The organism is Streptomyces sp. H39-S7 (genome assembly GCF_027158205.1).
Taxonomy (GTDB): Bacteria; Actinomycetota; Actinomycetes; order Streptomycetales; family Streptomycetaceae; genus Actinacidiphila.
Map to the genome: position 1 here is coordinate 288,270 of NZ_JAPVLU010000002.1, position 23,368 is coordinate 311,637.

Annotated in this window: 22 protein-coding genes; 12 read left to right on the top strand and 10 right to left on the bottom strand. The window is 71.8% G+C overall.

The genetic code is table 11. From position 1 onward, the window contains the following. Positions 1–9 precede the first annotated feature (9 nt). Entirely contained in the window at positions 10–1,272 is a 1,263-nt protein-coding gene (gene hisS, locus O3X23_RS03175) for a histidine--tRNA ligase (protein WP_269269510.1), read from the top strand. A gap of 163 nt (positions 1,273–1,435) precedes the next feature. Here hisS and O3X23_RS03180 read toward each other — a convergent pair whose 3' ends face one another. Genes O3X23_RS03180 through O3X23_RS03195 form a run of 4 tightly spaced genes read right to left on the bottom strand, consistent with a single transcriptional unit; the run spans position 1,436 to position 4,981 of the window. Then, the gene (locus O3X23_RS03180; RefSeq protein WP_269269511.1) at positions 1,436–2,056 is read right to left on the bottom strand and encodes a response regulator; all 621 of its coding nucleotides are present in this window, start codon (positions 2,054–2,056) and stop codon (positions 1,436–1,438) included. Beyond that, a complete protein-coding gene (locus tag O3X23_RS03185; protein ID WP_269269513.1) occupies positions 2,053–3,288 on the bottom strand; it encodes a sensor histidine kinase in 1,236 nt (411 codons plus the stop codon). Before O3X23_RS03185 ends, O3X23_RS03180 begins: the two co-directional genes overlap by 4 nt. Further along, a complete protein-coding gene (locus O3X23_RS03190; protein ID WP_269269514.1) occupies positions 3,285–4,130 on the bottom strand; it encodes an ABC transporter permease in 846 nt (281 codons plus the stop codon). Before O3X23_RS03190 ends, O3X23_RS03185 begins: the two co-directional genes overlap by 4 nt. Next, positions 4,127–4,981 (bottom strand): ABC transporter ATP-binding protein, encoded by an 855-nt coding sequence (locus tag O3X23_RS03195; RefSeq protein WP_269269515.1) that lies wholly within the window; start codon positions 4,979–4,981, stop codon positions 4,127–4,129. Before O3X23_RS03195 ends, O3X23_RS03190 begins: the two co-directional genes overlap by 4 nt. A gap of 153 nt (positions 4,982–5,134) precedes the next feature. Between O3X23_RS03195 and O3X23_RS03200 the strand changes: the two genes are divergently transcribed. Then, positions 5,135–5,773: a vitamin K epoxide reductase family protein gene (locus O3X23_RS03200; protein WP_269269517.1), complete on the top strand. Its 639-nt coding sequence runs from the start codon at positions 5,135–5,137 to the stop codon at positions 5,771–5,773. Between the two features lie 68 nt (positions 5,774–5,841). Here O3X23_RS03200 and O3X23_RS03205 read toward each other — a convergent pair whose 3' ends face one another. The 3 genes from O3X23_RS03205 to O3X23_RS03215 are packed head-to-tail and all read right to left on the bottom strand — an operon-like array spanning position 5,842 to position 9,380. Further along, on the bottom strand, positions 5,842–6,633 hold the full coding sequence (locus O3X23_RS03205; protein ID WP_269269518.1) for a 3-oxoacyl-ACP reductase: 792 nt from the start codon (positions 6,631–6,633) through the stop codon (positions 5,842–5,844). 6 nt (positions 6,634–6,639) lie between these two features. After that, complete coding sequence (locus O3X23_RS03210; protein WP_269269520.1) at positions 6,640–8,007, bottom strand: aldehyde dehydrogenase family protein; 1,368 nt, start codon at positions 8,005–8,007, stop codon at positions 6,640–6,642. A gap of 11 nt (positions 8,008–8,018) precedes the next feature. Continuing rightward, on the bottom strand, positions 8,019–9,380 hold the full coding sequence (locus O3X23_RS03215) for a glutamine synthetase family protein (protein WP_269269521.1): 1,362 nt from the start codon (positions 9,378–9,380) through the stop codon (positions 8,019–8,021). A 74-nt stretch (positions 9,381–9,454) separates the two neighbouring features. Here O3X23_RS03215 and O3X23_RS03220 point away from each other — a divergent pair, with 74 nt between their 5' ends. The 3 genes from O3X23_RS03220 (at position 9,455) to O3X23_RS03230 (ending at position 12,375) form a co-directional block, all read left to right on the top strand. Beyond that, entirely contained in the window at positions 9,455–10,210 is a 756-nt protein-coding gene (locus tag O3X23_RS03220) for a FadR/GntR family transcriptional regulator (RefSeq protein WP_269269522.1), read from the top strand. 84 nt (positions 10,211–10,294) lie between these two features. Then, complete coding sequence (locus O3X23_RS03225) at positions 10,295–11,014, top strand: gamma-glutamyl-gamma-aminobutyrate hydrolase family protein (RefSeq protein WP_269269523.1); 720 nt, start codon at positions 10,295–10,297, stop codon at positions 11,012–11,014. Positions 11,015–11,025: 11 nt separating this feature from the next. Then, a complete protein-coding gene (locus O3X23_RS03230; RefSeq protein ID WP_269269524.1) occupies positions 11,026–12,375 on the top strand; it encodes a replication-associated recombination protein A in 1,350 nt (449 codons plus the stop codon). 16 nt (positions 12,376–12,391) lie between these two features. Here the strand turns inward: O3X23_RS03230 and O3X23_RS03235 are convergent, their stop codons facing one another. Both O3X23_RS03235 and O3X23_RS03240 read right to left on the bottom strand, forming a co-directional pair. Continuing rightward, positions 12,392–12,691: a YciI family protein gene (locus O3X23_RS03235; protein WP_269269525.1), complete on the bottom strand. Its 300-nt coding sequence runs from the start codon at positions 12,689–12,691 to the stop codon at positions 12,392–12,394. A 10-nt stretch (positions 12,692–12,701) separates the two neighbouring features. Then, positions 12,702–13,427, bottom strand: a complete 726-nt coding sequence (locus O3X23_RS03240; RefSeq protein ID WP_269269570.1) for a DUF2470 domain-containing protein — start codon at positions 13,425–13,427, stop codon at positions 12,702–12,704. Between the two features lie 124 nt (positions 13,428–13,551). Here O3X23_RS03240 and rpsD point away from each other — a divergent pair, with 124 nt between their 5' ends. Further along, entirely contained in the window at positions 13,552–14,163 is a 612-nt protein-coding gene (gene rpsD, locus O3X23_RS03245) for a 30S ribosomal protein S4 (protein WP_138352618.1), read from the top strand. 22 nt (positions 14,164–14,185) lie between these two features. Here the strand turns inward: rpsD and O3X23_RS03250 are convergent, their stop codons facing one another. Continuing rightward, positions 14,186–16,336 carry an ATP-binding protein gene (locus O3X23_RS03250; RefSeq protein ID WP_269269526.1) on the bottom strand — a complete coding sequence of 717 codons (2,151 nt, stop codon included), beginning with the start codon at positions 16,334–16,336 and terminating at the stop codon, positions 14,186–14,188. A 183-nt stretch (positions 16,337–16,519) separates the two neighbouring features. Between O3X23_RS03250 and O3X23_RS03255 the strand changes: the two genes are divergently transcribed. The 6 genes from O3X23_RS03255 to O3X23_RS03280 all read left to right on the top strand — a co-directional run bounded on the left by O3X23_RS03255 (position 16,520) and on the right by O3X23_RS03280 (position 23,348). Beyond that, complete coding sequence (locus O3X23_RS03255; protein ID WP_269269572.1) at positions 16,520–16,963, top strand: DUF948 domain-containing protein; 444 nt, start codon at positions 16,520–16,522, stop codon at positions 16,961–16,963. Positions 16,964–16,969: 6 nt separating this feature from the next. Continuing rightward, the gene (locus O3X23_RS03260) at positions 16,970–17,305 is read left to right on the top strand and encodes a DUF6167 family protein (RefSeq protein WP_269269527.1); all 336 of its coding nucleotides are present in this window, start codon (positions 16,970–16,972) and stop codon (positions 17,303–17,305) included. Further along, positions 17,305–19,977 carry an alanine--tRNA ligase gene (gene alaS / locus O3X23_RS03265; protein WP_269269528.1) on the top strand — a complete coding sequence of 891 codons (2,673 nt, stop codon included), beginning with the start codon at positions 17,305–17,307 and terminating at the stop codon, positions 19,975–19,977. Before O3X23_RS03260 ends, alaS begins: the two co-directional genes overlap by 1 nt. A 2-nt stretch (positions 19,978–19,979) precedes the next feature. Further along, positions 19,980–20,444, top strand: coding sequence for a Holliday junction resolvase RuvX (gene ruvX, locus O3X23_RS03270; RefSeq protein WP_269269529.1), 465 nt, complete (start codon positions 19,980–19,982; stop codon positions 20,442–20,444). A 119-nt stretch (positions 20,445–20,563) separates the two neighbouring features. Continuing rightward, positions 20,564–22,360: an endolytic transglycosylase MltG gene (mltG, locus tag O3X23_RS03275; RefSeq protein ID WP_269269530.1), complete on the top strand. Its 1,797-nt coding sequence runs from the start codon at positions 20,564–20,566 to the stop codon at positions 22,358–22,360. 79 nt (positions 22,361–22,439) lie between these two features. After that, positions 22,440–23,348, top strand: a complete 909-nt coding sequence (locus O3X23_RS03280) for a shikimate dehydrogenase (RefSeq protein ID WP_443047709.1) — start codon at positions 22,440–22,442, stop codon at positions 23,346–23,348. The last annotated feature ends 20 nt before the right edge of the window (positions 23,349–23,368 follow it).

Genomic DNA, 23,368 nt, shown 5'->3' on the forward strand with positions numbered 1-23,368 from the left:
AGGCTTGCTGTGAGTACCTTCCAGGCCCCCCGGGGCACCTATGACCTGCTGCCGCCGGACTCCGCGACCTTCCTCGCGGTGCGCGAGGCGATCTCCGCGCCGCTGCGCGATTCCGGCTACGGCTACATCGAGACGCCCGGCTTCGAGAACGTGGAGCTGTTCGCACGCGGTGTCGGCGAGTCCACCGACATCGTCAGCAAGGAGATGTACGCCTTCACGACGAAGGGCGGCGACGAGCTGGCGCTGCGCCCCGAGGGCACCGCGTCCGTGCTGCGCGCGACGTTGGAGGCCAACCTGCACAAGGCCGGTTCGCTGCCGGTCAAGCTCTGGTACTCGGGCTCGTACTACCGCTACGAGCGCCCGCAGAAGGGTCGGTACCGGCACTTCTCGCAGGTCGGCGCCGAGGCGATCGGCATGGAGGATCCGGCGCTCGACGCCGAGTTGATCATCCTCGCCGACCAGGCGTACCGAGCACTCGGACTGCGGAACTTCCGGATCCTGCTCAACTCGCTGGGCGACAAGGAGTGCCGTCCGGTCTACCGGGCCGCACTCCAGGAGTTCCTGGCCGGGCTCGACCTGGACGAGGACACCGTGCGCCGGGCGGAGATCAACCCGCTGCGCGTGCTCGACGACAAGCGTGACGCGGTGCAGAAGCAGTTGGCCGGTGCTCCGGCGCTCCGCGACTACCTGTGCGAGGCGTGCAAGGCGTACCACGAGCAGGTGCGTGAGCTGCTGACGGCGGCGGGCGTGGTGTTCGAGGACGACGAGAAGCTGGTGCGCGGCCTCGACTACTACACCCGCACCACGTTCGAGTTCGTCCACGACGGACTCGGCTCGCAGTCCGCGGTGGGCGGCGGCGGTCGCTACGACGGCCTGTCCGAGATGATCGGCGGCCCCGCGCTGCCGTCGGTGGGCTGGGCGCTCGGTGTGGACCGCACGGTGCTGGCGCTGCAGGCCGAGGGGATCACGCTCGAACTGCCCTCCTCCACCAGTGTGTTCGCTGTGCCGCTCGGAGAGGAGACCCGTCGGGTGCTCTTCGGCGTGGTCACCGACCTGCGGAAGGCGGGCGTCGCCGCCGACTTCGCGTTCGGCGGCAAGGGGCTCAAGGCGGCGATGAAGGCGGCCAACCGCTCGGGCGCCAAGTACGCGCTCATCGCCGGTGAGCGCGACCTCGCCGAGGGCGTCGTCCAGCTCAAGGACATGGTTTCCGGGGAGCAGACGGCGGTTGCGCTCGAGGGGATCGTCGAAGCCGTTCGATCGCGGCTGGCATGACGGAAGGGGCCGGGCACCCAGGCGGGTGTCCGGCCCTCGTCACCCCCGCGCGGGCGGGGAGCATGCCGAACTCGGCGGCGTCAGGTCGTACGTGCCCGGACCACCCCCGCGTCAGCGGGGAGCGCTGCGGGTTCAACGAGCGAGCCGCCCGCCGCGGCACGGGTCAGATCAGCCCGTGCCGCATCGCGCTGGTGACCGCGGCCGTGCGGTCGTCGACGCCGAGTTTGCCGAACGTGCGCAGCAGGTGGGTCTTGACGGTGCTCTCGCCGATGAAGAGCCGGCGGCCGACCTCCGCGTTCGTGCAGCCCTCGGCGACCAGCCGCAGGACGGCCGCCTCGCGGTCGGTCAGCCGGGGCCGTTCCGGCCTGGTCCGCAGCTGGTCCATGAGCCGGGACGCCACCGAGGGGGAGAGCACGGTCTCGCCGCGGGCGGCCGCGCGGATGGCGTCGGCGAGTTCGGCCCGTGAGGTGTCCTTGAGCAGGTAGCCGGCCGCGCCCGCCTCGACCGCGCGCAGGATGTCGCCGTCCGTCTCGTACGTGGTCAGCACGATCACCCGGCAGGGGAGTCCCGCGGCCGTGATGCGGGCGGTCGCGGCCACGCCGTCGCCGCCGGGCATCCGCAGGTCCATCAGCACGATGTCCGGGAGCAGTCCGGCCGCGAGCGCCTCGGCCCGCGGGCCGCTGTCCGCCTCGCCGACGACCTCGAGGTCCGCTTCGGCGTTGAGCATGCCGCGCAGGCCCTCGCGCACCACGGGGTGGTCGTCGGCGAGCAGGATGCGGATCACGCGGGACTCCTCAGGGCGGCGGCCGGCAGCGGGGCGGTGGGGAGGGTGATGACGACTTCCGTGCCGTTGCCCGGCGTGCTGCGCACGTCGGCCGTGCCGCCGATCTCGCCGGCGCGGGCCCGGATCCCCGCCAGACCGTATCCGCCGGTGCCGGCGCCGGTGCCGAATCCGTGGCCCTCGTCGCGGACCCGCAGGGACAGCTCCCCGGGCGCGTACCGCAGGGATACGGTGACCGGCGCGGCCGGTCCCGCGTGCCGGCGGGCGTTGGACAGGGACTCCTGGCAGGCGCGCAGCGCCACCACCTCCACGCCGGCGGGCAGGGCGCGGACGGCGCCCGTCACCTCGACCGAGGCGGCGGCGCCGGTCTGTTCGTGGTGGCGGGCCACCAGCCGGCGGACGGCGTCGGGCAGGGAACTGCCGTCCAGGCCGGTGGGGCCGTCACCCGCGACCAGGGCGCGGGCCTCGGCGAGGTTCTCGCGGGCGGTGCGGGCCATCAGGGCGAGGTGGCGGCGGGCCTCGTCCGGTTCGCCGTCCAGTTCCGACTCGACGGCCTGCACCAGCATCAGCAGGCTGGTGAATCCCTGGGCCAGGGTGTCGTGGATCTCCCGGGACATCCGGGCCCGTTCGGAGAGCGCTCCGCGCTCGGCGGAGAGCCGGGCCACCTCCTCGCGGCTGGCGTTCAGTTCGGCGATGAGATCGGCCCGTTCGGCGCTCTGCGTGATGATGCGGATCGTCCAGCCGCCGAACGCGGCGGAGAAGGCCAGGGTGACGACGGCGAAGACGGCCTGGAAGAAGACGTCGTCTGCCTGCGGCCGCCACAGCAGGCCCCACCCCACCACCGGCACCAGGTTGATCACCGCCATCAGGACCAGCGCCCGGCGCATGTGCATCCACAGCAGCATGAAGCACTGCGGGGCGAGGGCGAACGTGGCGAGCCGGGTCTCCCCGACGAGGAAGGCGGGCGGCAGGAACAGGGCCACCGCGCCGGTCAGGTAGATCAGCGACCGTCGCTCGTCCTCGCCCTCGACGATCAGCGCGGGCCGCCCGACGGCGATGTACCAGGGCACGGAGGCGGTCAGCAGCACGGCGGCGGCCGCCCTCGGGCCGGGGCCGGGGGCAGCCGCGCCCAGGATGAAGACGAGGGTGCAGCCGTAGACCACCGCGAAGTAGGCGTCCCAGCGCAGGAACCCGTTGGTCCACTCGTCGCCGCCCCGGGCGCTGCCCGCGCTCATCCCTCGTCCCGGCTCTTCCACCGGAAGGTCATCACACACAGCGCCAATCCTGCGACGCACCAGGCCCCCAGCACCAGGGCGATCCTTCCGTACTCCCAGGCCCCGGCCTGCTCCAGCACCTTGGCCTGCTCGGGCAGGAACACCCCGCGGAACCCCTGGCACATCCACTTCAGGGGGAAGAACGCGCCGACGGTGAGCATCCAGTCGGGGACCGTGTCGACCGAGATGTAGACGCCGGAGATGAACTGGAGCACCAGGAAGGGCAGGACGACCACCGAGGACGCGCTCCGGGAGGACTTGGGCACGCTGCTGATCGCGATGCCGAGCAGTGAGCAGCCGATCACCCCGAGGACCAGGACCCAGCAGAAGGTGAGCCATTTGCCCGCGGACGTCGGCAGGTCCAGGTCGAACAGGAGGGTGCCGGCGGCGAGCAGCAGCGCCGTCTCGGCGATCCCGGTGACCAGGACCAGCCAGAGCTTGCCGAGGAAATACGCGGACTTCGGCATCGGGGTGCCGCGCAGCCGGCGCAGGACCTTCTCGTCGCGCTCGATGGCGATGGAGATGCCCAGCGACTGGAAGCTGGTGGACATCAGGCCCGCGCCGATCATGGCGGACGCGTAGAGCTGGGAGGCGCTGACACCGGCGCCGTGCACGTCGTCGCGGAAGATCGACGCGAACAGCGCCATGAGGACGACGGGGAAGGCGAAGGTGAAGACCACCTGGTCGCGGACGCGGAAGAACTGCTTGATCTCGAGGGCGCCGCGGATCAGGCCGATCCGCCAGGCGCCGGGGAGCCGGTCCTGGCGGGTCGCCGTGGTGCCGCCGGCCGTGGTGGTGGTCATCGCGCATCCTCCTGGCCGATCAGCCGCAAGTAGACGTCTTCCAGGGTGGTGCGGGTGACCCGCAGCGCGGGTATCTCGCCGTCGAAGCGCCGGATGAGCTCCGCGACGGTCCTGGTCGGGGTGTCGGTCTCGGTCCGGCGCGGCCCCTCCCGCGGATCCGTCCAGTGCACGGTGGCCCGGTCCTCGGCCCGGCCGCCCAGGGTGGCCGGATCGCCCTCCGCCACCACCCGGCCTTCGGCGATCACCGCCAGCCGGTCCGCCAGCGCCTCCGCCTCCTCCAGATAGTGCGTGGTCAGCACGATCGTGGTGCCCTCCCGGGCCAGCATGCGGATCAGCTCCCAGAACCGGTGCCGGGCCGCCGGGTCGAAACCGGTCGTCGGTTCGTCGAGCAGCAGCAGGTCGGGGGAGCCGACCACCCCCAGTGCCACGTCGAGCCGCCGCCGCTGGCCGCCGGAGAGGGACTTGATCCGGCTGTCCGCCTTCTCCTCGAGACCGACCAGGGAGACGACCTCGTCCGGGTCGCGCGGTCGTGGGTAGTACCGCGCGAAGTGCCGCACGATCTCGCGGACGGTGAGTTCCGCCGGCGCCGACTCGTCCTGCCAGACGATGCCGACCCGCGAGCGCCAGGCGCGGCCGGCGGTGTCCGGATCCTCGCCCAGCACCGCCACCTCACCGCCGTCCCTCGAACGGTGCCCCTGCAGGATCTCGACCGTCGTGCTCTTGCCCGCCCCGTTGGGACCCAGGATCCCGAACACCTCACCGCGGGTGATGTCGAGATCCACTCCGTCAACCGCGGTGACCTCGCCGTACCGCTTGCGAAGGCCCCGTACCCGCACCGCTTCGTTTCCCATGCCGGTAAGGCTCCTCCTGGCGGGCGCCGCGGGGGACGACCAGGAGGACACTTCCGTGTCCACCGTTCGATGGACCTCCGGGCACCTGCGGGCCGTGCCGCTGGTGCACAATGAAAGCCGCGCGGGCTAACGACGGATCTACGGAACGGCGATATGACGACTTCGGCGCTCGATCAGACTCTCACCGACGGTGACCGCGAGACCAGGGGCACCATCGGCACGGGACGTGCCTTCGCGTGGCTGCTGATGATCTGCGGCGCGCTCGGTACGCTCGCGTCCTTCGTGATCACCGAGGACAAGTTCAAGCTGCTCGAGGACCCGAACTTCGTTCCGGCCTGCAGCCTGAATCCGATCATTTCCTGCGGCAACATCATGAAGAGTGAACAGGCCCACGCGTTCGGCTTCCCGAACCCGATGATCGGCATGATCGCCTACCCGATCGTGCTCTGCATCGGTGTGGGCCTGCTCGCGGGCGCCCGCTACCGCGGCTGGTTCTGGCTCGGCCTGCAGGCCGGCACCCTGTTCGGCGTCGGGTTCGTGACGTGGCTGCAGTACCAGTCGCTCTACAGCATCAACTCGCTGTGCCTGTGGTGCTGCCTGGCCTGGGCCGTCACCATCGCCCTCTTCTGGTACACGGCCGTGCACAACATCAAGCACGACATCATCCGGGTCCCTGCCGGGGTGCGCTCCGCGGTCCTGGAGTTCCACTGGGTCGTGCCGGTGCTCTGGTACGGGATCATCGTGATGCTGATCCTGACCCGCTGGTGGTCGTACTGGAAGTCGCTCGTCTGAGGGTTCCCCCGATGGGGCTCCTGACCGGTCCCGCCGCACCCGTCGGCGGGCGCGGCGGGACCGGGCGGCTACTGCGGGGTGACGTAGGCGCCGCCGATGCCGCCGTCCACCAGGAACTCGCTCGCCGTCATGAAGCTGGAGTCGTCGCTGGCGAGGAACGCCACCGCGGCGGCGATCTCCGTCGGCTCGGCGAAGCGGCCGACCGGGATGTGCACGATCCGGCGGGCGGCGCGCTCCGGGTCCTTGGCGAACAGCTCCTGGAGCAGCGGGGTGTTGACCGGGCCGGGGCACAGCGCGTTGACGCGGATCCCCTCGCGGGCGAACTGCACGCCCAGCTCGCGGGTCATGGCCAGGACCCCGCCCTTGGACGCGGTGTAGGAGATCTGGGAGGTGGCCGCGCCCATCTTGGCCACGAAGGACGCGGTGTTGATGATCGAGCCCTTGCCCTGCCGCCGCATGTAGGGGAGCACGGCCTTGCAGCAGAGGTAGACGGAGGTCAGGTTGACGTCCTGGACCCGGCGCCAGGCGTCCAGGCCGGTGGTGAGGATCGAGTCGTCGTCGGGCGGTGAGATCCCGGCGTTGTTGAAGGCGATGTCGACCGATCCGTAGGTGTCGTACGCCGTCTTGAACAGCGCCTCGACCTGCTCGGGGTCGGTGACGTCGACCTTCACGAAGATCCCGCCGACCTCCTCGGCGGCGGCCTTCCCCGACCCCTCGTCGATGTCGGCGACGACGACGTTGGCGCCCTCGGAGGCGAAGCGGCGTGCGGTGGCCAGGCCGATGCCGCTGCCGGCGCCGGTGATGACCGCGGTACGGCCGACGAGGCGGCGGCAGACTTCGGTGCTGGATGGCTCTGACATGCGCTGCTACTCCTCAGTGCTGATGAAGACGTTCTTGGTCTCGGTGAAGGCGGTGAGGGCGTCGGGTCCCAGTTCCCGGCCGAGGCCGGATTCGCCGAAGCCGCCGAACGGGGTCGCGTAGCGGACCGAACTGTGGCTGTTGACCGACAGGTTGCCTGCCGCGACCCCGCGCGACATCCGGATGGCCCGGCCCAGGTCACGGGTCCAGATCGAACCCGAGAGCCCGTACCGTGTGGCGTTCGCGAGCCGCAGCGCGTCGGCCTCGTCCTCGAAGGGCAGGACGACGGCGACCGGACCGAAGATCTCCTCGGTGGCGGCGGGGGCGGTGGCGCCGACCGGGGCCAGGACCGTGGGCGGGTACCAGAAGCCCGGCCCCTTGGGGACACTGCCGCGGGCTGCCACCGGCAGGTCGTCCGTGACGAGGGAGCGGACCCGCTCGCGCTGGACCGCGGAGATCAGCGGGCCCATCTCGGTGGCGGGGTCCGCCGGGTCGCCGACGCTGACGGCCTCGACCGCCGGGACCAGCAGTTCGAGGAAGCGCTCGTAGACCTCCCGCTGGACCAGGATCCGGGTGCGGGCGCAGCAGTCCTGCCCCGCGTTGTCCAGGAAGGCCATCGGGGCGGTGGCGGCGGCCCGTTCCAGGTCCGCGTCGGCGAAGACGATGTTGGGGCTCTTGCCGCCGAGTTCGAGGGTGACCCGTTTCACCTGGCGGGCGCACTGCTCCATGATCCGCTTGCCGACGGCGGTGGAGCCGGTGAACACGATCTTCCGCACGTCCGGGTGCTCGACGAGCCGGGTCCCGGTGACCGGGCCCGCGCCGGGCAGCACCTGGAAGAGCCCCTCGGGCAGGCCCGCGGAGAGGGCGAGTTCGGCCAGCCGCAGCGCGGTCAGCGGGGTGGTCTCGGCCGGCTTGAGCAGGACGGCGTTGCCCGCCGCGAGCGCCGGGGCGGCGCCCCACGCGGCGATCGGCATCGGGAAGTTCCACGGGGCGATGACGCCGACGACGCCGATCGGCTCGTGGAAGGTGAGGTCGAGGCCGCCGGCTACCGGGATCTGCCGGCCGCTGAGCCGTTCCACCCCGCCGGCGGCGTAGTCGAGCAGGTCGCGGACGTTGCCGGCCTCCCAGCGGGCGTTGCCCAGGGTGTGGCCGGCCTCGCGGACCTCCAGCACGGCGAGTTCCTCGGCGTGCGCGTCGACTTCGGCGGCGAAGCGGCGCAGGCCGCGCGCCCGGTCGGCCGGGGCCAGCGCGGCCCAGCCCTGCTGGGCCTTGGCCGCCGCGGCGACGGCGGTGTCCACGCCTTCCGGGGTGGTCGCCGCGACGGTGGCGATGACCTCCTCGGTGGCGGGGTTCAGTACCTGGTGGTGCTCGGTCACGGGCTGCTTCCTTACATCCGCTCGAAGGAGCGGAACCGCTCCCAGTCCGTGACGGCGGTGTCGAACGCTTCCTGTTCGACCCGCGCCATGTTGCTGTAGTGGTCGACGACGTCCTGGCCGAAGGCCTCCCGCGCGATCGGGCTGGCCGCCCACAGTCCGGCGGCCTCCCGCAGGGTGCCGGGCACCTGTTCGTAGTCGGCGGTGTAGGCGTTGCCCGTGCAGGCCTCCGGCAGCTCCAGTTGGTGCTCGATGCCGTACAGGCCCGCCGCGACCATGCCCGCCACTGCCAGGTACGGGTTGACGTCGCCGCCCGGGACGCGGTTCTCCAGGCGCAGCGAGGCGCCGTGCCCGACGACGCGCAGCGCGCAGGTGCGGTTGTCGACACCCCAGGCGACCGCGGTGGGGGCGAAGGAGCCGGGCCGGAAGCGCTTGTAGGAGTTGATGTTGGGCGCGTACAGCAGGGAGAAGTCGCGCAGGGCGGCGAGCTGTCCGGCCAGGAAGTACCGCATGAGGGGCGACATCCCGCCGTCCTCGCCCGCCATGACCGGGCGTCCCGTCTCGTCCCGCAAGGAGAGGTGGATGTGGCAGGAGTTGCCCTCGCGCTCGTTGAACTTGGCCATGAAGGTGAGCGACGCGCCCTCCTGGGCGGCGATCTCCTTGGCGCCGGTCTTGTAGACGGTGTGCTGGTCGCAGGTGGTGAGCGCCTCGTCGTAGCGGAAGACGATCTCGTGCTGGCCGAGGTTGCACTCGCCCTTGGCGGACTCCGGGGTCAGGCCGGCCCCGGCCATCTCGTTGCGGATGCGGCGCAGCAGCGGTTCGACGCGGGAGGTGGCGAGTACCGAGTAGTCGGCGTTGTACTGGTTGGCGGGGGTCAGGCCGCGGTAGCCGCCGTCCCACGCCTGCTCGTAGGTGTCGCGGAAGACCATGAACTCCAGTTCGGTGCCGGCGTGGGCGGTCCAGCCCTGGTCCGCCAGCCGGCCCAGTTGGCGGCGCAGGATCTGCCGCGGTGCGGCGACCACCGGCTTGCCGTCGTTCCACGCGAGGTCGGCGATGAGCAGGGCCGTCCCGTCCTGCCAGGGCACGTGGCGCAGGGTGCTGACGTCGGGGTGCATGGCGAAGTCGCCGTAGCCGCGTTCCCAGGAGGACATCGCGTAGCCGTCGACGGTGTTGAGGTCGACGTCCACCGCCAGCAGGTAGTTGCAGCCCTCGGTACCGTGGGCCAGCACCTCGTCGAGGAAGAACGGCGCGGCGAACCGCTTGCCCTGCAGCCGCCCCTGCATATCGGCGAAGCCGAGGATGACGGTGTGGACCTTCCCCGACTCCACCAGGGCGCGCAGCGCGTCGACGGACAAGGGGGGTGTGCGATCTGCCACGAGGGAGTTCCTCTCGGATCGGACGGAAGTACTAAGGTATGCGTTGGAACCATTGAGGGGGAAGGGGCCCGCGCATGAGTGAGCGACCAATCCCCGCCGATCCGCTGGCCCCGGTCCTGCGGCCGGTCCGCGGCGGCAATGGTTTCGAGGAAGCGCTGGAACAACTGCTGCAGGTCGTCCGCCTCGGCCTGGTGCCCGAGGGGGAGCGGCTGCCCGCCGAGCGCGAACTGGCCGACCGGCTGCGGATCAGCCGCGTCACCCTGCGCGAGGTGCTGAAGGTCCTCCACGAGCAGGGCCTGGTCGAGACCCGCCGCGGCCGGCACGGCGGCACCTTCGTCCGCGGCCGGCCGCCGTCCCACGGTGGGGGCCGGGCCGGCGCGGAGGACGAGCTGCGGCGCCGGGCGGCCGGACTGGGCGCCGGCGGCCTGGACGACGTGCTGCGCTTCCGCGAGGTCCTGGAGGTCGGGGCGGCCGGGCTGTGCGCGCGCACCGAACTGACCGGGGAGCAGGCGGACCTGCTGCGCCGCCGGCTGCGCGAGACCGGCGACGCGGCCACCGCCGACTACCGGCGTGCGGACACCCTGCTGCACCTGACCATCGCCGAGCTCTGCGGCTCCCCGTCGCTGGCCACGCAGTACGCCGCGGTGCGCGCCCAGGTCAACGAGCTCCTGGACTGCATCCCCATCCTGGTGCGCAACCTCGAACACTCGCAGGGCCAGCACGCGGTGCTGGTCGAAGCCGTCCTCGGGGGCGACGAAGCGGCCGCCGCTGAGGTGATGCGCGAGCACGCCGAGGGCACCGCCGCCCTGCTGCGCGGCTTCCTCGCCTGACCCGGCAGCGGCTTGTGCATTACCGCCGCAGCCATAAAGGTACTTAGGAGAACCTTTATTGACATGCTATGGGAGGACCGGTCCATGCCCGAGCGGCCGCTGGTCGGCGTCACGACCTATCTCGACACTGCCAGGTGGGGCGTCTGGGAGACCGGCGCCGTGCTCCTGCCGGAGGTCTACCCCCGCATGGTCCGCGCCGGGGGCGGCATCGCCGCCCTGCTGCCGCCGGACGACCCGGACGTGGCGGCCGCGGCGGTCGCCAGGATGGACGCCGTCATCGTCGCCGGCGGCCCCGACGTCGAACCCTCGCTCTACGGGGAGCCGCGCCATCCGCGCACCGGCCCCCGGGCGCGCGAGCGCGACCAGTGGGAACTGGCGGTGCTGCGGGCCGCGATCGACTCCGGCACGCCCGTCCTCGCCGTGTGCCGCGGCATGCAGCTGCTGAACGTGCTGTACGGCGGCACGCTCGTCCAGCACCTGCCGGACACGGTCGGCCACGACGGCCACGCCGTCGGGCCGGGAGTCTTCGCCGGCCATGTCGTGACCCCGGTGCCGGGCACCCTGCTCGCCCGGATCACCCCGGCCCCTTCGAGCGTGCCGACCTACCACCACCAGGCCGTCGGCACGCTCGGCGCCGGTCTGACCGTGAGCGCGTACGCCGAGGACGGCACGGTGGAGGCGGTCGAGCTGCCGGGGCCCGGCTTCGCGCTGGGCGTGCAGTGGCACCCCGAGATGGGCTCCGACCCGCGGCTGGTCCTGGCCCTGCTGGCGGCGGCAGAAGGCGCTGTCACACCCGTGCCATAGGCTCGGAGGATATGGAGCCCGACCTGTTCACCGCAGCCGCAGAGGATCGCCAGGAGAGAGAGCCGGGCAACAGCCCGCTCGCCGTGCGGATGCGTCCGCGTGTCCTGGACGAGGTGGTCGGCCAGCAGCACCTGCTCAAGCAGGGCGCACCGCTGCGCCGGCTCGTCGGCGAGGGCAGCGGCGGCCCGGCGGGGCCGTCCTCGGTGATCCTCTGGGGCCCGCCCGGCACCGGCAAGACGACTCTGGCGTACGTGGTCAGCAAGGCCACCAACAAGCGCTTCGTCGAACTCTCGGCGATCACCGCGGGTGTCAAGGAGGTCCGCGCGGTCATCGAGAGCGCCAAGCGGCAGTCCGGCGGCTACGACCGCGAGACGGTGCTCTTCCTGGATGAGATCCACCGCTTCAGCAAGGCCCAGCAGGACTCGCTGCTGCCCGCCGTCGAGAACCGCTGGGTCACCCTGATTGCGGCCACCACCGAGAACCCGTACTTCTCGATCATCTCCCCGCTGCTGTCCCGCTCGCTGCTGCTCACGCTGGAGCCGCTGACCGACGACGACCTGCGCGGAGTGCTGCGGCGGGCGCTCACCCACGAGCGCGGTCTCGCCGGCGCCGTCACCCTCCCCGCCGACGCCGAGGCGCACCTGCTGCGCATCGCGGGCGGGGACGCCCGGCGGGCCCTGACCGCCCTCGAGGCGGGCGCCGGCTCGGCCATCGCCAAGGGCGAGGGGGAGATCACCCTCAGCACGTTGGAGGAGTCCGTCGACCGGGCCGCGGTCAAGTACGACCGGGACGGCGACCAGCACTACGACGTGGCGAGTGCCCTCATCAAGTCCATCCGGGGCTCGGACGTGGACGCGACGCTGCACTACCTGGCGCGCATGATCGAGGCGGGGGAGGACCCCCGCTTCATCGCCCGCCGGCTGATGATCTCGGCCAGCGAGGACGTCGGCATGGCCGACCCCACCGCACTGCAGACCGCGGTCGCCGCCGCGCAGGCCGTCGCGCTGATCGGCTTCCCCGAGGCACGGATCATCCTGGCGCAGGCCGCGATCGCCCTCGCCCTGGCGCCGAAGTCCAACGCGGCGTACATGGCGATCGACGCGGCGCTCGCCGATGTGCGCAAGGGCCTGGCGGGGCCGGTGCCGCCGCATCTGCGCGATGGGCACTACAAGGGCGCGGCCAAGCTCGGCCACGCCCAGGGCTATCAGTACCCGCACGACGTGCCCGGCGCCATCGCCGCCCAGCAGTACGCCCCCGACGAGGTCCACGGCCGCCGCTACTACGAGCCCACCCGCTACGGCGCGGAGGCCCGCTACGCCGACATCCTGGACCGCGTCCGGGAACGCCTGTCGGGGGAGTGACGCCCCGGAACCCAGGTCAGGCGGGCAGTTCCTGCCGGAACTCCGCCAGGGCCGGCGCGGTCTTGGTGGCCAGGAACTCGGTGACCCGGTAGGCGCAGACCCCCGCGGTGACGAAGGGGTCGCCGGAGACGACCTCCTCGATCGCCGCCCGGTCCCGCGCCACCGCGAGGATCACCCCGCCCTCGCGCGGCTCCTTGCGGCCCGAGGCCAGGAAGACGCCGGCCGCGTACTGCCGGTCCAGCCAGCCGACGTGGTCGGCGAGGACGGCGTCGACCTGCTCCACGGGGGCGGTGTACGTGATGTCGAGTACGAACATGACGGTCAGGCTACGCGCCGTGGAGATCGTCCGCGGAGGCGCGGGCCGCGTCGAAGAGGGTGTGCATCGCCCGGTGCAACTCCTCGTGGCCGCGCACCGGTTCCGGGAAGTCGAAGCGGGCGTCGAAGGTGCCGTCGGCGTCGGTGAAGCGCACCCGCAGCCCGAAGCGGTCCAGCGCCACCGGCACCGCCGTCCGGGTGCCGGCGCACTCGGCGTCCCGGCCGCCGACGAGCCCGCACAGCCACCCCACCTGGTCCTCGTGCGCCGAGGCCAGGTGCTGGAGCAGCTCGGACTCATGCGGCGCCAGCGGGTCGGCGACGGCGTCGGCGAACTCGTCGGGTTCCACCTGCTCCGCCCCCCACAGGTCGTCGACGGACGCCTCGCCGACCTCCAGGCGCAGCAGTGCCGTGCCGGGCACGACCGGCTCGTCGCGCACCGGGGTCAGCCAGCCCGCGATCCACGCCCGCCCGCGGATCCGGTGCGGCACCGAGACCGGCGCCACGTCGGTGATCTCCAACACAGCGGTCAGCTCGTCGGCGTCGGCGTCGGCGTGGGTCGCGGCCCGAACCGCCGGGGAGTCGGCGGGGAACAGCAGGAACACGTCGCCCTCGGGGCCGACGCTGCGCATCTCGGGCACCATCTGACCGGGCAGTACGGTGGTCAGGCCGGGAATGACCAGTACAGCGGAGGGGTTACCCTCGACTAGAGTTCGCGCGCGTTCGGCTGCCGATGGCATCCGGAGCGCATCGTCCACGTCGGGGCGCGGCTGACCGTGCGCAGGCATGGGGTTCCCGGGTCGAATCATGCGATCTCCTCAGCTAAGGTAAGCCTTACCTAATTTACATGGAGGATCGTTCCACGTGAACCAGTCGCGTCCCAAGGTCAAGAAGTCGCGTGCGCTCGGCATCGCGCTGACCCCCAAGGCAGTCAAGTACTTCGAGGCCCGCCCCTACCCGCCCGGCGAGCACGGCCGCGGTCGCAAGCAGAACAGCGACTACAAGACGCGTCTGCTCGAGAAGCAGCGTCTGCGTGCCCAGTACGACATCAGCGAAACGCAGATGCGCCGTGCCTACGACCGCGCTCGGAAGGTCGACCTCAAGACAGGCGAAGCGCTGATCATCGAGCTTGAGCGCCGTCTGGACGCGCTCGTCCTGCGGGCCGGTCTGGCCCGCACCATCTACCAGTCCCGGCAGATGGTCGTGCACGGCCACATCGAGGTCAACGGCCGCAAGGTCGACAAGCCCTCCTTCCGCGTGCGCCCCGACGACGTCGTCATGGTCCGCGAGCGCAGCCGCGAGAAGACCCCGTTCCAGGTCGCCCGCGAGGGTGGCTGGGCCGGCGAGGGCGAGACGCCGAAGTACCTGCAGGTCAACCTGCAGGCCCTGGCCTTCCGCCTGGACCGCGACCCGAACCGTCGCGAGATCCCGGTGATCTGCGACGAGCAGCTCGTCGTCGAGTACTACGCCCGCTGATCCAGCGAGGCCCCGCGTACTCTCAGCCCGCCGTCTCCCCGCCGCCCACGGCAGGGGAGGCGGCGGGTTCGTGCGTACGGGGGCCGGCCACCCGCGCCCCGGTCCCGAGCCGCCCCGGCGGCTGCTCCGCCGGCACGGCGTGCAGCGCCCGCTCCACCGCCGCGTCCAGGCCGAACCGCGCGCCCTCCGCCAGCCCGGCCTCGTAGACGGTTTCGCCCAGGGCGGCCCTGGCCCGCTGCTCGCACAGCTCGTGCGGCGCGTTGAAGTACTGCGAACCGAACAGCCGCAGGCCCACCGAGCGCCAGACGCGGCCCGCCGCACCCTGCAGCACCGCCGCCTCGTACGGCGCGCCCTCGCCCTCGGTGATCAGCGCCAGCAGTTCGATGGCGAGCACCGCGCCGACCAGGTCGTGGAAGACGTGGTCGATGACCAGGCACTCCTCCACCAGTTCGCGCGCCGCGACCGGGTCCCCGGCGAGCCAGGCCGCGTATCCGAGCACGTAGAGCGCGTAGGCCAGCGTCCAGCGCTCCCCGTGGTCGTGGCAGATGTCGCGGACCTCCTCGCTCAGCGCCACCGCCCGCTCCAGATCGCCCCGGAAGGCGACCGCCATCGCCAGCTCGACCTGCGCCATCAGCACGTTGCTGTTGAGTTCGCCGATCTCGCGGTAGGCGTCCAGTGCCGCCCCGATCAGCTCCTCGGCCCGCCCGATGTCGTCGGACAGCAGCGCCAGGCATCCCAGCCGGTGCACCGCGTACGCCGAGGCCGGCGCGTTGCCCGTCAGCACGGCCTCGTCACGGCACTCCTGCAGCACGCCGAGCGCGCACACCGGATCGCCCTGCAGTACGGCCACGTACCCGTACACCCACATCGCCTTGGCCCGCGCCTCGGCGTGCGAGGTCTCCAGCTCCAGCGCCCTGGCGAGCCACAGCCGGCCCTCGGACAGCCGCCCGCAGCCCACCCAGTAGAACCACAGGGTGGCCGCGAGGTACTGGCCGACGTGCGGGTCCTCGAAGCCGCTGAGGCTGAACTCCAGCGCCAGCCGCAGATTGGGCAGATCCGCCTCCACCCGGGCGGCCACCTCGGCCTGCCGTGGGCTGAACCAGTCCAGCTCGCACCAGGTCGCCAGCCCCAGGTACCAGTCGCGGTGCCGGCGCTGCATGCGCGCCGAGTCGTCCAGCGCCTCCAGCCAGCCGGCGCCGTACTCGCGGACGGTCTCCAGCATCCGGTAGCCGACGCCCTCCTCGCAGGCCACGACCGACTGCGCCACCAGCTGGGCGATCGTCTCCATGACGTCCTCGGCCGGCAGATCGGGGCTGGAGCACACGTATTCCGCGGCCTCCAGGTCGAACTGCCCGGCGAAGACCGAGAGCCGTGCCCACAGCAGCCGCTGGGCGGGCGTGCACAGTTCGTGGCTCCAGCCGATCGCGGTCCGCAGCGCGTGGTGGCGGGTCGGCGCGCTGGGGTCGCCGCCGGTCAGCAGCCGGAAGCGGTCGTCGAGACGCTGCAGCACCTGGTCGACCGAGATGGCCCGCAGCCGGCCCGCCGCCAGTTCCAGGGCCAGCGGAATACCGTCCAGCCGCCGGCACAGCTCCACCACGGCGTCCTGGTTGGCCGCGGTGACCGTGAAGCCCGGCAGCACGGCGGCCGCCCGGTCGGCGAACAGCAGGACGGCGTCACCGTCCGCGGCCGACACCGGCAGCGGCGCCAGCGGGACGGTGTGCTCGCCGGTGATGCCCAGCGGCCGGCGCGCGGCGGCCAGCACCCGCAGACCCGGCGCCCGGCGCAGCAGCTCCGCGACGAGTTGCGCGCACTCCGTCACCACGTGCTCGAAGCCGTCCAGCACCAGCAGCAGTTCGCGCTCGGCCAGTTCCTCGGCGAGCGCGGTCCGCGGCGGGCGTCCGGTGTGGTCGGCCAGCCGCAGCGCCTCGGCCACGGTGTGGTCCAGCAGCTCCGCGTCGTGCACGGCGGAGAGCTCCACGAGCCACACTCCGTCGGGGAACCGGCCCGCGGCCTGCCGTGCCGTCCGCGCGGCGAGCCGGGTCTTGCCGACGCCGCCGACCCCGGTGATGGTGACCAGCCGCGCCCGCTCCAGCAGGCCGCCGAGGGCCGCGAGTTCGGCGGCCCTCCCGACGAAGCTGTTCAGCTCGGCAGGGAGGTTTCCCGCTGTGTCCATGGTCTACGGAGCGTACGGGGTGGTGAGCGGAACGTACAATCCCGTCTCTTCCCGTGGCACGGGGGACTACCCTGCGGCGCCGCCGCCGCGCCGGGAACGCGGTACGGACGCCGAGGCCGGGCGCGATAGGGTCGGGAGCTGATTGACAGTCGTGAAGTGGTGACGGTGAGGGAGCGCAGCAACGTGTCGGGTGGAGAGGTGGCCGGCCTGATCGTGGCCGTCTTCTGGGCGATCCTGGTGTCGTTCCTTGCGGTGGCGCTCGTCCGGCTGTCCCAGACGCTCAGGAAGACCACCGAACTGGTCTCGAGCGTCACCGAGCAGGCGGTTCCGCTGCTCGGCGAGGCGACCTCCGCGCTCCGTTCCGCGCACACCCAGCTCGACCGGGTCGACACGATCACCGCGGACGTCGCCGAGGTGACCGCCAACGCCTCCGCGCTCTCCTCGACCGTGGCCTCCACCTTCGGCGGGCCGCTGGTGAAGGTCGCCGCCTTCGGCTACGGGGTGCGGCGCGCGGTAGGTCTGCAGGCCAAGGATGCGGGGAAGACGGGGAAGACCCCGACCGTCGTGGCCGGCAAGGTGCTGCCGGCCGCCCGGCGCGGCAGCCGACGCAACCGTTCGAAGGGCTGACACACCATGTTCCGCCGCCTGTTCTGGTTCTTCTCCGGCGCCGCCGCGGGCGTCTGGGCCACCACCAAGGTCAACCGCGCGGTGCGCAGGCTCTCTCCGGACAGCCTCGCCGCGACAGCGGCCGACAAGGCGCTCGAAACCGGTGCCCGCCTGCGGCTCTTCGCCCAGGACGTGCGCGCCGGGATGACCGAGCGCGAGATCGAACTCAAGGACGCGCTGGGCCTGGAGACCGCCGAGGGCGAGCTTCCCGAGCAGCGGAGGGCCGCGCTCGACGCGCCCCGGCCCCGCACCACCTACAAGCAGTCGCACAAGCAGTCGTACAACCGGAAGGACGATCACTGATGGAGTCGGCAGAAATCCGCCGCCGCTGGCTGCGCTTCTTCGAGGAGCGCGGGCACACGGTCGTGCCCTCGGCGTCCCTCATCGCCGACGACCCGACGCTGCTGCTGGTCCCGGCGGGCATGGTCCCGTTCAAGCCGTACTTCCTCGGTGAGGTCAAACCGCCCTTCGAGCGCGCCACGAGCGTGCAGAAGTGCGTGCGCACGCCCGACATCGAAGAGGTCGGCAAGACCACCCGGCACGGCACGTTCTTCCAGATGTGCGGCAACTTCTCGTTCGGCGACTACTTCAAGGAAGGCGCCATCAAGTACGCCTGGGAGCTGCTCACCAGCTCCGTGGCGGACGGCGGCTACGGCCTGGAGCCCGAGAAGCTCTGGGTCACCGTGTACCTGGACGACGACGAGGCCGAGCGCATCTGGCGCGAGGTCGTGGGCGTCCCCGCCGAGCGGATCCAGCGCCTGGGCAAGGCCGACAACTACTGGTCCATGGGCGTGCCCGGACCGTGCGGCCCCTGCTCCGAGATCAACTACGACCGGGGCCCGGAGTTCGGCGTCGAGGGCGGCCCGGCCGTCAACGACGAGCGCTACGTGGAGATCTGGAACCTGGTCTTCATGCAGTACGAGCGCGGCCCGGGCCAGGGCAAGGACGACTTCGAGATCCTCGGCGACCTGCCGTCGCAGAACATCGATACCGGCCTCGGCCTCGAACGCCTCGCGATGATCCTGCAGGGCGTGCAGAACATGTACGAGACCGACACCCTGCGCGTGGTGATGGACACGGCCACCGGGCTCACCGGCGTCCGCTACGGCGCCGAGCACGGCACCGACGTCTCGCTGCGCGTCGTCGCCGACCACATGCGCACCTCCGTGATGCTCATCGGCGACGGGGTCACCCCCGGCAACGAGGGCCGCGGCTACGTGCTGCGCCGCATCATGCGCCGCGCCATCCGCAACATGCGGCTGATGGGCGCCACCGGCCCGGTCGTCGGCGAGCTCGTGGACACCGTCATCAAGACGATGGGCGAGCAGTACCCGGAGCTGGTCACCGACCGCAAGCGCATCGAGACCGTGGCGCTCGCCGAGGAGGTCGCCTTCCTCAAGGCGATCAGCGGCGGCACCAACATCCTGGACTCGGCCGTCAGCGAGACCAAGGCCGCCGGCGGCACCGTGCTCTCCGGCGACAAGGCGTTCCTGCTCCACGACACCTGGGGCTTCCCGATCGACCTCACCCTCGAAATGGCCTCCGAGCAGGGCCTGTCGGTGGACGAGGAGGGCTTCCGCCGCCTGATGAAGGAGCAGCGGGACCGCGCCAAGGCCGACGCCCGCGGCAAGAAGCAGGGCCACGCGGACCTCTCGGCCTACCGTGAGGTCGCCGACCGCTCCGGCACCACCGAGTTCACCGGCTACAGCGCCAACCAGAACGAGGCCACCGTCGTCGGGCTGCTCGTCGACGGCGTCCCGTCGCCGGCCGCCCACGAGGGCGACGAGGTCGAGATCGTCCTGGACCGCACCCCGTTCTACGCCGAGGGCGGCGGCCAGCTCGCCGACACCGGCCGGATCAGGATCGACACCGGCGCCGTCATCGAGATCCGCGACGTGCAGCAGCCGGTGGCCGGCGTCAGCGTCCACAAGGGCGTCGTCCAGGTCGGCGAGGTCACCCTCGGCGCCGGCGCGCTCGCCCAGATCGACCTGGTGCGCCGCCGGGCCATCGCCCGCGCCCACAGTGCGACGCACCTGACGCACCAGGCGCTGCGCGACGCGCTCGGCCCCACCGCCGCACAGGCCGGTTCCGAGAACTCCCCGGGCCGCTTCCGCTTCGACTTCGGCTCGCCCGCCGCCGTCCCCGGCACGGTGCTCACCGACGTCGAGCAGAAGATCAACGAAGTGCTCGCGCGGGAACTCGACGTCACCGCCGAGGTCATGAGCATGGAAGAGGCCAAGAAGCAGGGCGCCATCGCCGAGTTCGGCGAGAAGTACGGCGACCGGGTCCGCGTGGTCACCATCGGCGACTTCTCCAAGGAGCTGTGCGGCGGCACGCACGTCGGCAACACCGCCCAGCTCGGGCTGGTCAAGCTGCTCGGCGAGTCGTCCATCGGCTCCGGGGTGCGCCGGGTCGAGGCACTCGTCGGCGTCGACGCGTACAAGTTCCTGGCCCGCGAGCACACGGTCGTCGCGCAACTCACCGAACTGGTGAAGGGCCGTCCCGAGGAGCTGCCCGACAAGATCTCGGGCATGCTCGCCAAGCTCAAGGACGCGGAGAAGGAGATCGAGCGCTTCCGCGCCGAGAAGGTCCTTCAGGCCGCCGCGGGACTGGCCCAGGGCGCCCAGGACATCAAGGGCGTGGCACTGGTGACCGGCACCGTTCCGGAGGGCACCGGCGCCGACGACCTGCGCAAGCTCGTGCTGGACGTGCGCCAGCGCGTCGGGACCGCCGGCCGTGCCGCCGTCGTCGCGCTGTTCACCGTCGCCAACGGCCGTCCGCTGACGGTCATCGCCACCAACGAGGCCGCGCGCGAGCGCGGTGTCAGGGCCGGTGAGCTGGTCAAGGCCGCCGCCAAGACCCTCGGTGGCGGCGGCGGCGGCAAGGACGACGTCGCGCAGGGCGGCGGCCAGAACCCGGCCGCCGTGGACGAGGCCGTCGCCGCGGTCCAGCGCCTGGTCGAAGAGAAGGCCTGACGGTGCGCAGGGGCAGGCGTATCGCCGTCGACGTCGGGGACGCCCGGATCGGGGTCGCCTCGTGCGACCCCGACGGGGTCCTCGCGACGCCGGTCGAGACGGTACCGGGGCGGGACGTCCCGGCGGCGCTGCGCCGCCTCGCGGCGATCGTCGAGGAGTACGAGCCGATCGAGGTGGTCCTGGGACTGCCGCGCTCGCTGAGCGGCAACGAGGGTCCCGCGGCGGTCAAGGTCCGGGCGTTCGCGCTGGATGTGGCGAAAATCATCGCGCCCGTCCCGGTGCGGCTGGTTGACGAGCGGATGACCACGGTCACCGCGACCCAGGGGCTGCGCGCGTCGGGCGTCAAGGCGAAGAAGGGCCGTGCGGTGGTGGACCAGGCAGCCGCGATCGTCATCCTGCAGAGCGCCCTGGAGACCGAGCGGGTGTCGGGGAAACCAGCGGGGGAGAGCGTCGAAGTGGTCATCTGATCGCGGTACGGTAACGTTCCGCGCGACACGGCGGCGCCAACTGGCGCCGCCCGTTTCGCAAGGGGCGGCCAGTTCCGAGGATGCGATCGCCCCCGTACCGACGCGTACCAAGGGGATCGATGACTGACTATGGCCGGGGCTCCGGCTCCGAACCGTGGCATCCAGAGGACCCGCTCTTCGGTGACCAGGGGTACCAGCAGCAGCCGCGCCAGCCGCAGCCGCAGGACGACTGGGACCCCTATGCCACCGGGCAGCAGCCGCAGTACCCGTACGACGGTCAGCAGGCTCCCCAGCAGCAGTACCCGCCGCAGCAGCAGTACCCCCAGAACCAGCAGCAGTATCCCCAGCAGCACCCGCAGCAGGAGCAGTACCCGCAGCAGGGGTACCCCCAGCAGCAGCAACAGCAGCAGTACCCGCAGCAGCACCCCCAGCACCAGGGCCAGCCGCAGCAAGGTCAGCAGCACCAGGGCCGGCAGCAGTACAACGACTGGGACACCTCCGGGGTTTCGTCCGCCCCCTACGGCGCCAACCCCGGCGATCCCTACGGCGGCCAGCCGCCGGCCGATCCCTACGGCGCCCAGCAGCCCGACTTCTACGGCCAGGGCGGCTACCCGCCCCCGCAGCAGCCGCAGCACCGGCAGCCGGAGCAGCAGCGGCAGCAACCGGAGCAGCAGCCCCAGCAGCCGATGCGGGGCGCCCCGGACAACACCGGCGACTGGGAAGCCGAGTCGGAGCCGGAGACGCACGCCTTCTTCGCCGATGACGCGGACGACGACGCGGAGCCGGACGACGACACCCCGGCCGGCCGCGGCGGACGCAAGCGCGGCGGCAAGGGCGGCAAGAAAGAGGGCAAGAAGCGCCGCAGCGGCTGCGCCTGCCTGGTCGTCCTGCTGGTCCTCGGCGGCGGCGTCGGCGGTGCCGGCTACTTCGGCTACCAGTTCTACGAGAGCCACTTCGGCGCGGCGCCCGACTTCGCGGGCGAGGGCACCGGAGACGTGCAGGTCGAGATCCCCAAGGGCTCGACGCTCACGGACATGGGCAACATCCTCAAGGCCGCGGGCGTGACCAAGAGCGTCGACGCCTTCACCACGGCAGCCGGCAAGAACCCCAAGGGCAAGAGCATCCAGGCAGGCGTCTTCCTCCTCCACAAGGAGATGTCGGCCGCGGCGGCGGTCACGATGATGACCGACCCGTCCAAGCAGAGCGCCATCATCATTCCCGAGGGAACGCGCGACGCCCAGATCTACGCGATGGTCGACAAGAAGCTGGGCCTCGCCGAGGGCACGACCAAGGGCGTGGCCAAGACGCAGGCGAAGAAGCTCGGCCTGCCCGCCTGGGCGGACACCAGCGAGAAGATCAAGGATCCGCTGGAGGGCTTCCTCTTCCCGACGCGCTACAGCGTGGGCAAGGGCATGAAGCCCGAGGACATACTGCGTTCGATGGTCAGCGAGGCCACCAAGCGGTACGGCCAGTACGATCTGGCGGCCGCGGCGAGGAAGCTGGGCCTCAAGTCGCCGTTGGAAGTGATCACCGTCGCGAGCCTGGTGCAGGCCGAGGGCAAGACCACCGACGACTTCCGCAAGATGTCGCGGGTCGTCTACAACCGCCTGGTGCCGACGAACAAGGAGACCTTCGGGATCCTCCAGTTCGACTCGACGTACAACTACATCAAGAACACGAACGACACGAAGCTGAAGCTCGCGGATCTGAAGAAGCTCGACGACCCGTACAACACGTACTTCTACAAGGGCCTGCCTCCGGGTCCGATCGGCAACCCGGGCCTCGACGCCCTCAAGGCGGCGACCGACCCGGAACCGGGTGACTGGTACTACTTCATCTCGCTGGACGGGAACAGGACCCAGTTCACCAAGACCAAGGCGGAGCACGACAAGCTCGCGCAGCAGTACGAGGGGTAGGCACGGAACCGGCGGACGGCATCGACCGACGAGCGCGAAGCCGGGGCGTCCGGGGGGCGCCGGGCATCCGTACCCTGGGATGATCAGCGGAACCGGGCACGACCGCCGCGCGCACGACGGCCGGCGGGAGCCCGGCGGAACGGAAACGGACAACGTGAACGTGGAGCAGCGCCGGGCAGCAGTTCTGGGATCGCCGATCGCCCACTCCCTCTCACCGGTGCTGCACCGGGCCGCGTACGCCGAGCTCGGTCTCAGCGGGTGGCGCTACGACCCCTTCGAGGTGGACGAGGCGGCGCTGCCCGGCTTCCTCGACCAGCTGAGCGCGCCGGAGTGGGCCGGGCTGTCACTGACCATGCCGCTCAAGCGGGCCGTCTTCCCGCTGCTGGACGAGGTCAGCGACACCGCGGCCGCCGTCGAGGCGGTGAACACCGTGGTGTTCACCGCCGACGGCCGCCGCACCGGTGACAACACCGATATCCCCGGCATGGTCGCCGCCCTGCGCGAGCGCGGGGTGACGGCGGTCGAGTCGGCCGCGATCCTCGGCGCCGGCGCCACCGCCTCGTCCGCGCTGGCCGCACTCGCCCGGATCTGCGCAGGCGAGGTCACCGTGTACGTGCGCAGCGCCGCGCGCGCCGCCGAGATGCGCGAGTGGGGCGAGCGGCTGGGCGTGCGGGTGCGCACCGAGGAGTGGGGCGACGCGGCGAAGGCGTTCGAGGCGCCACTGGTCATCGCCACCACCCCGGCGGGCGCCACCGACGCCTTCGCCGAGTCCGTGCCGGAGCGGCCGGGCGCGCTCTTCGACGTGCTGTACCACCCGTGGCCGACCGCCCTCGCCGCCGCCTGGGCGGCCCGCGGCGGCGAGGTCGTCGGAGGTCTCGACCTCCTGGTGCACCAGGCCGTGCTCCAGGTGGAGCAGATGACCGCCCGCACCCCCGCCCCCCTGGCAGCGATGCGCGCCGCCGGCGAGGCGGCGCTGGGCAGCGCCTGACGTACAGCGCCCGCCCGCAC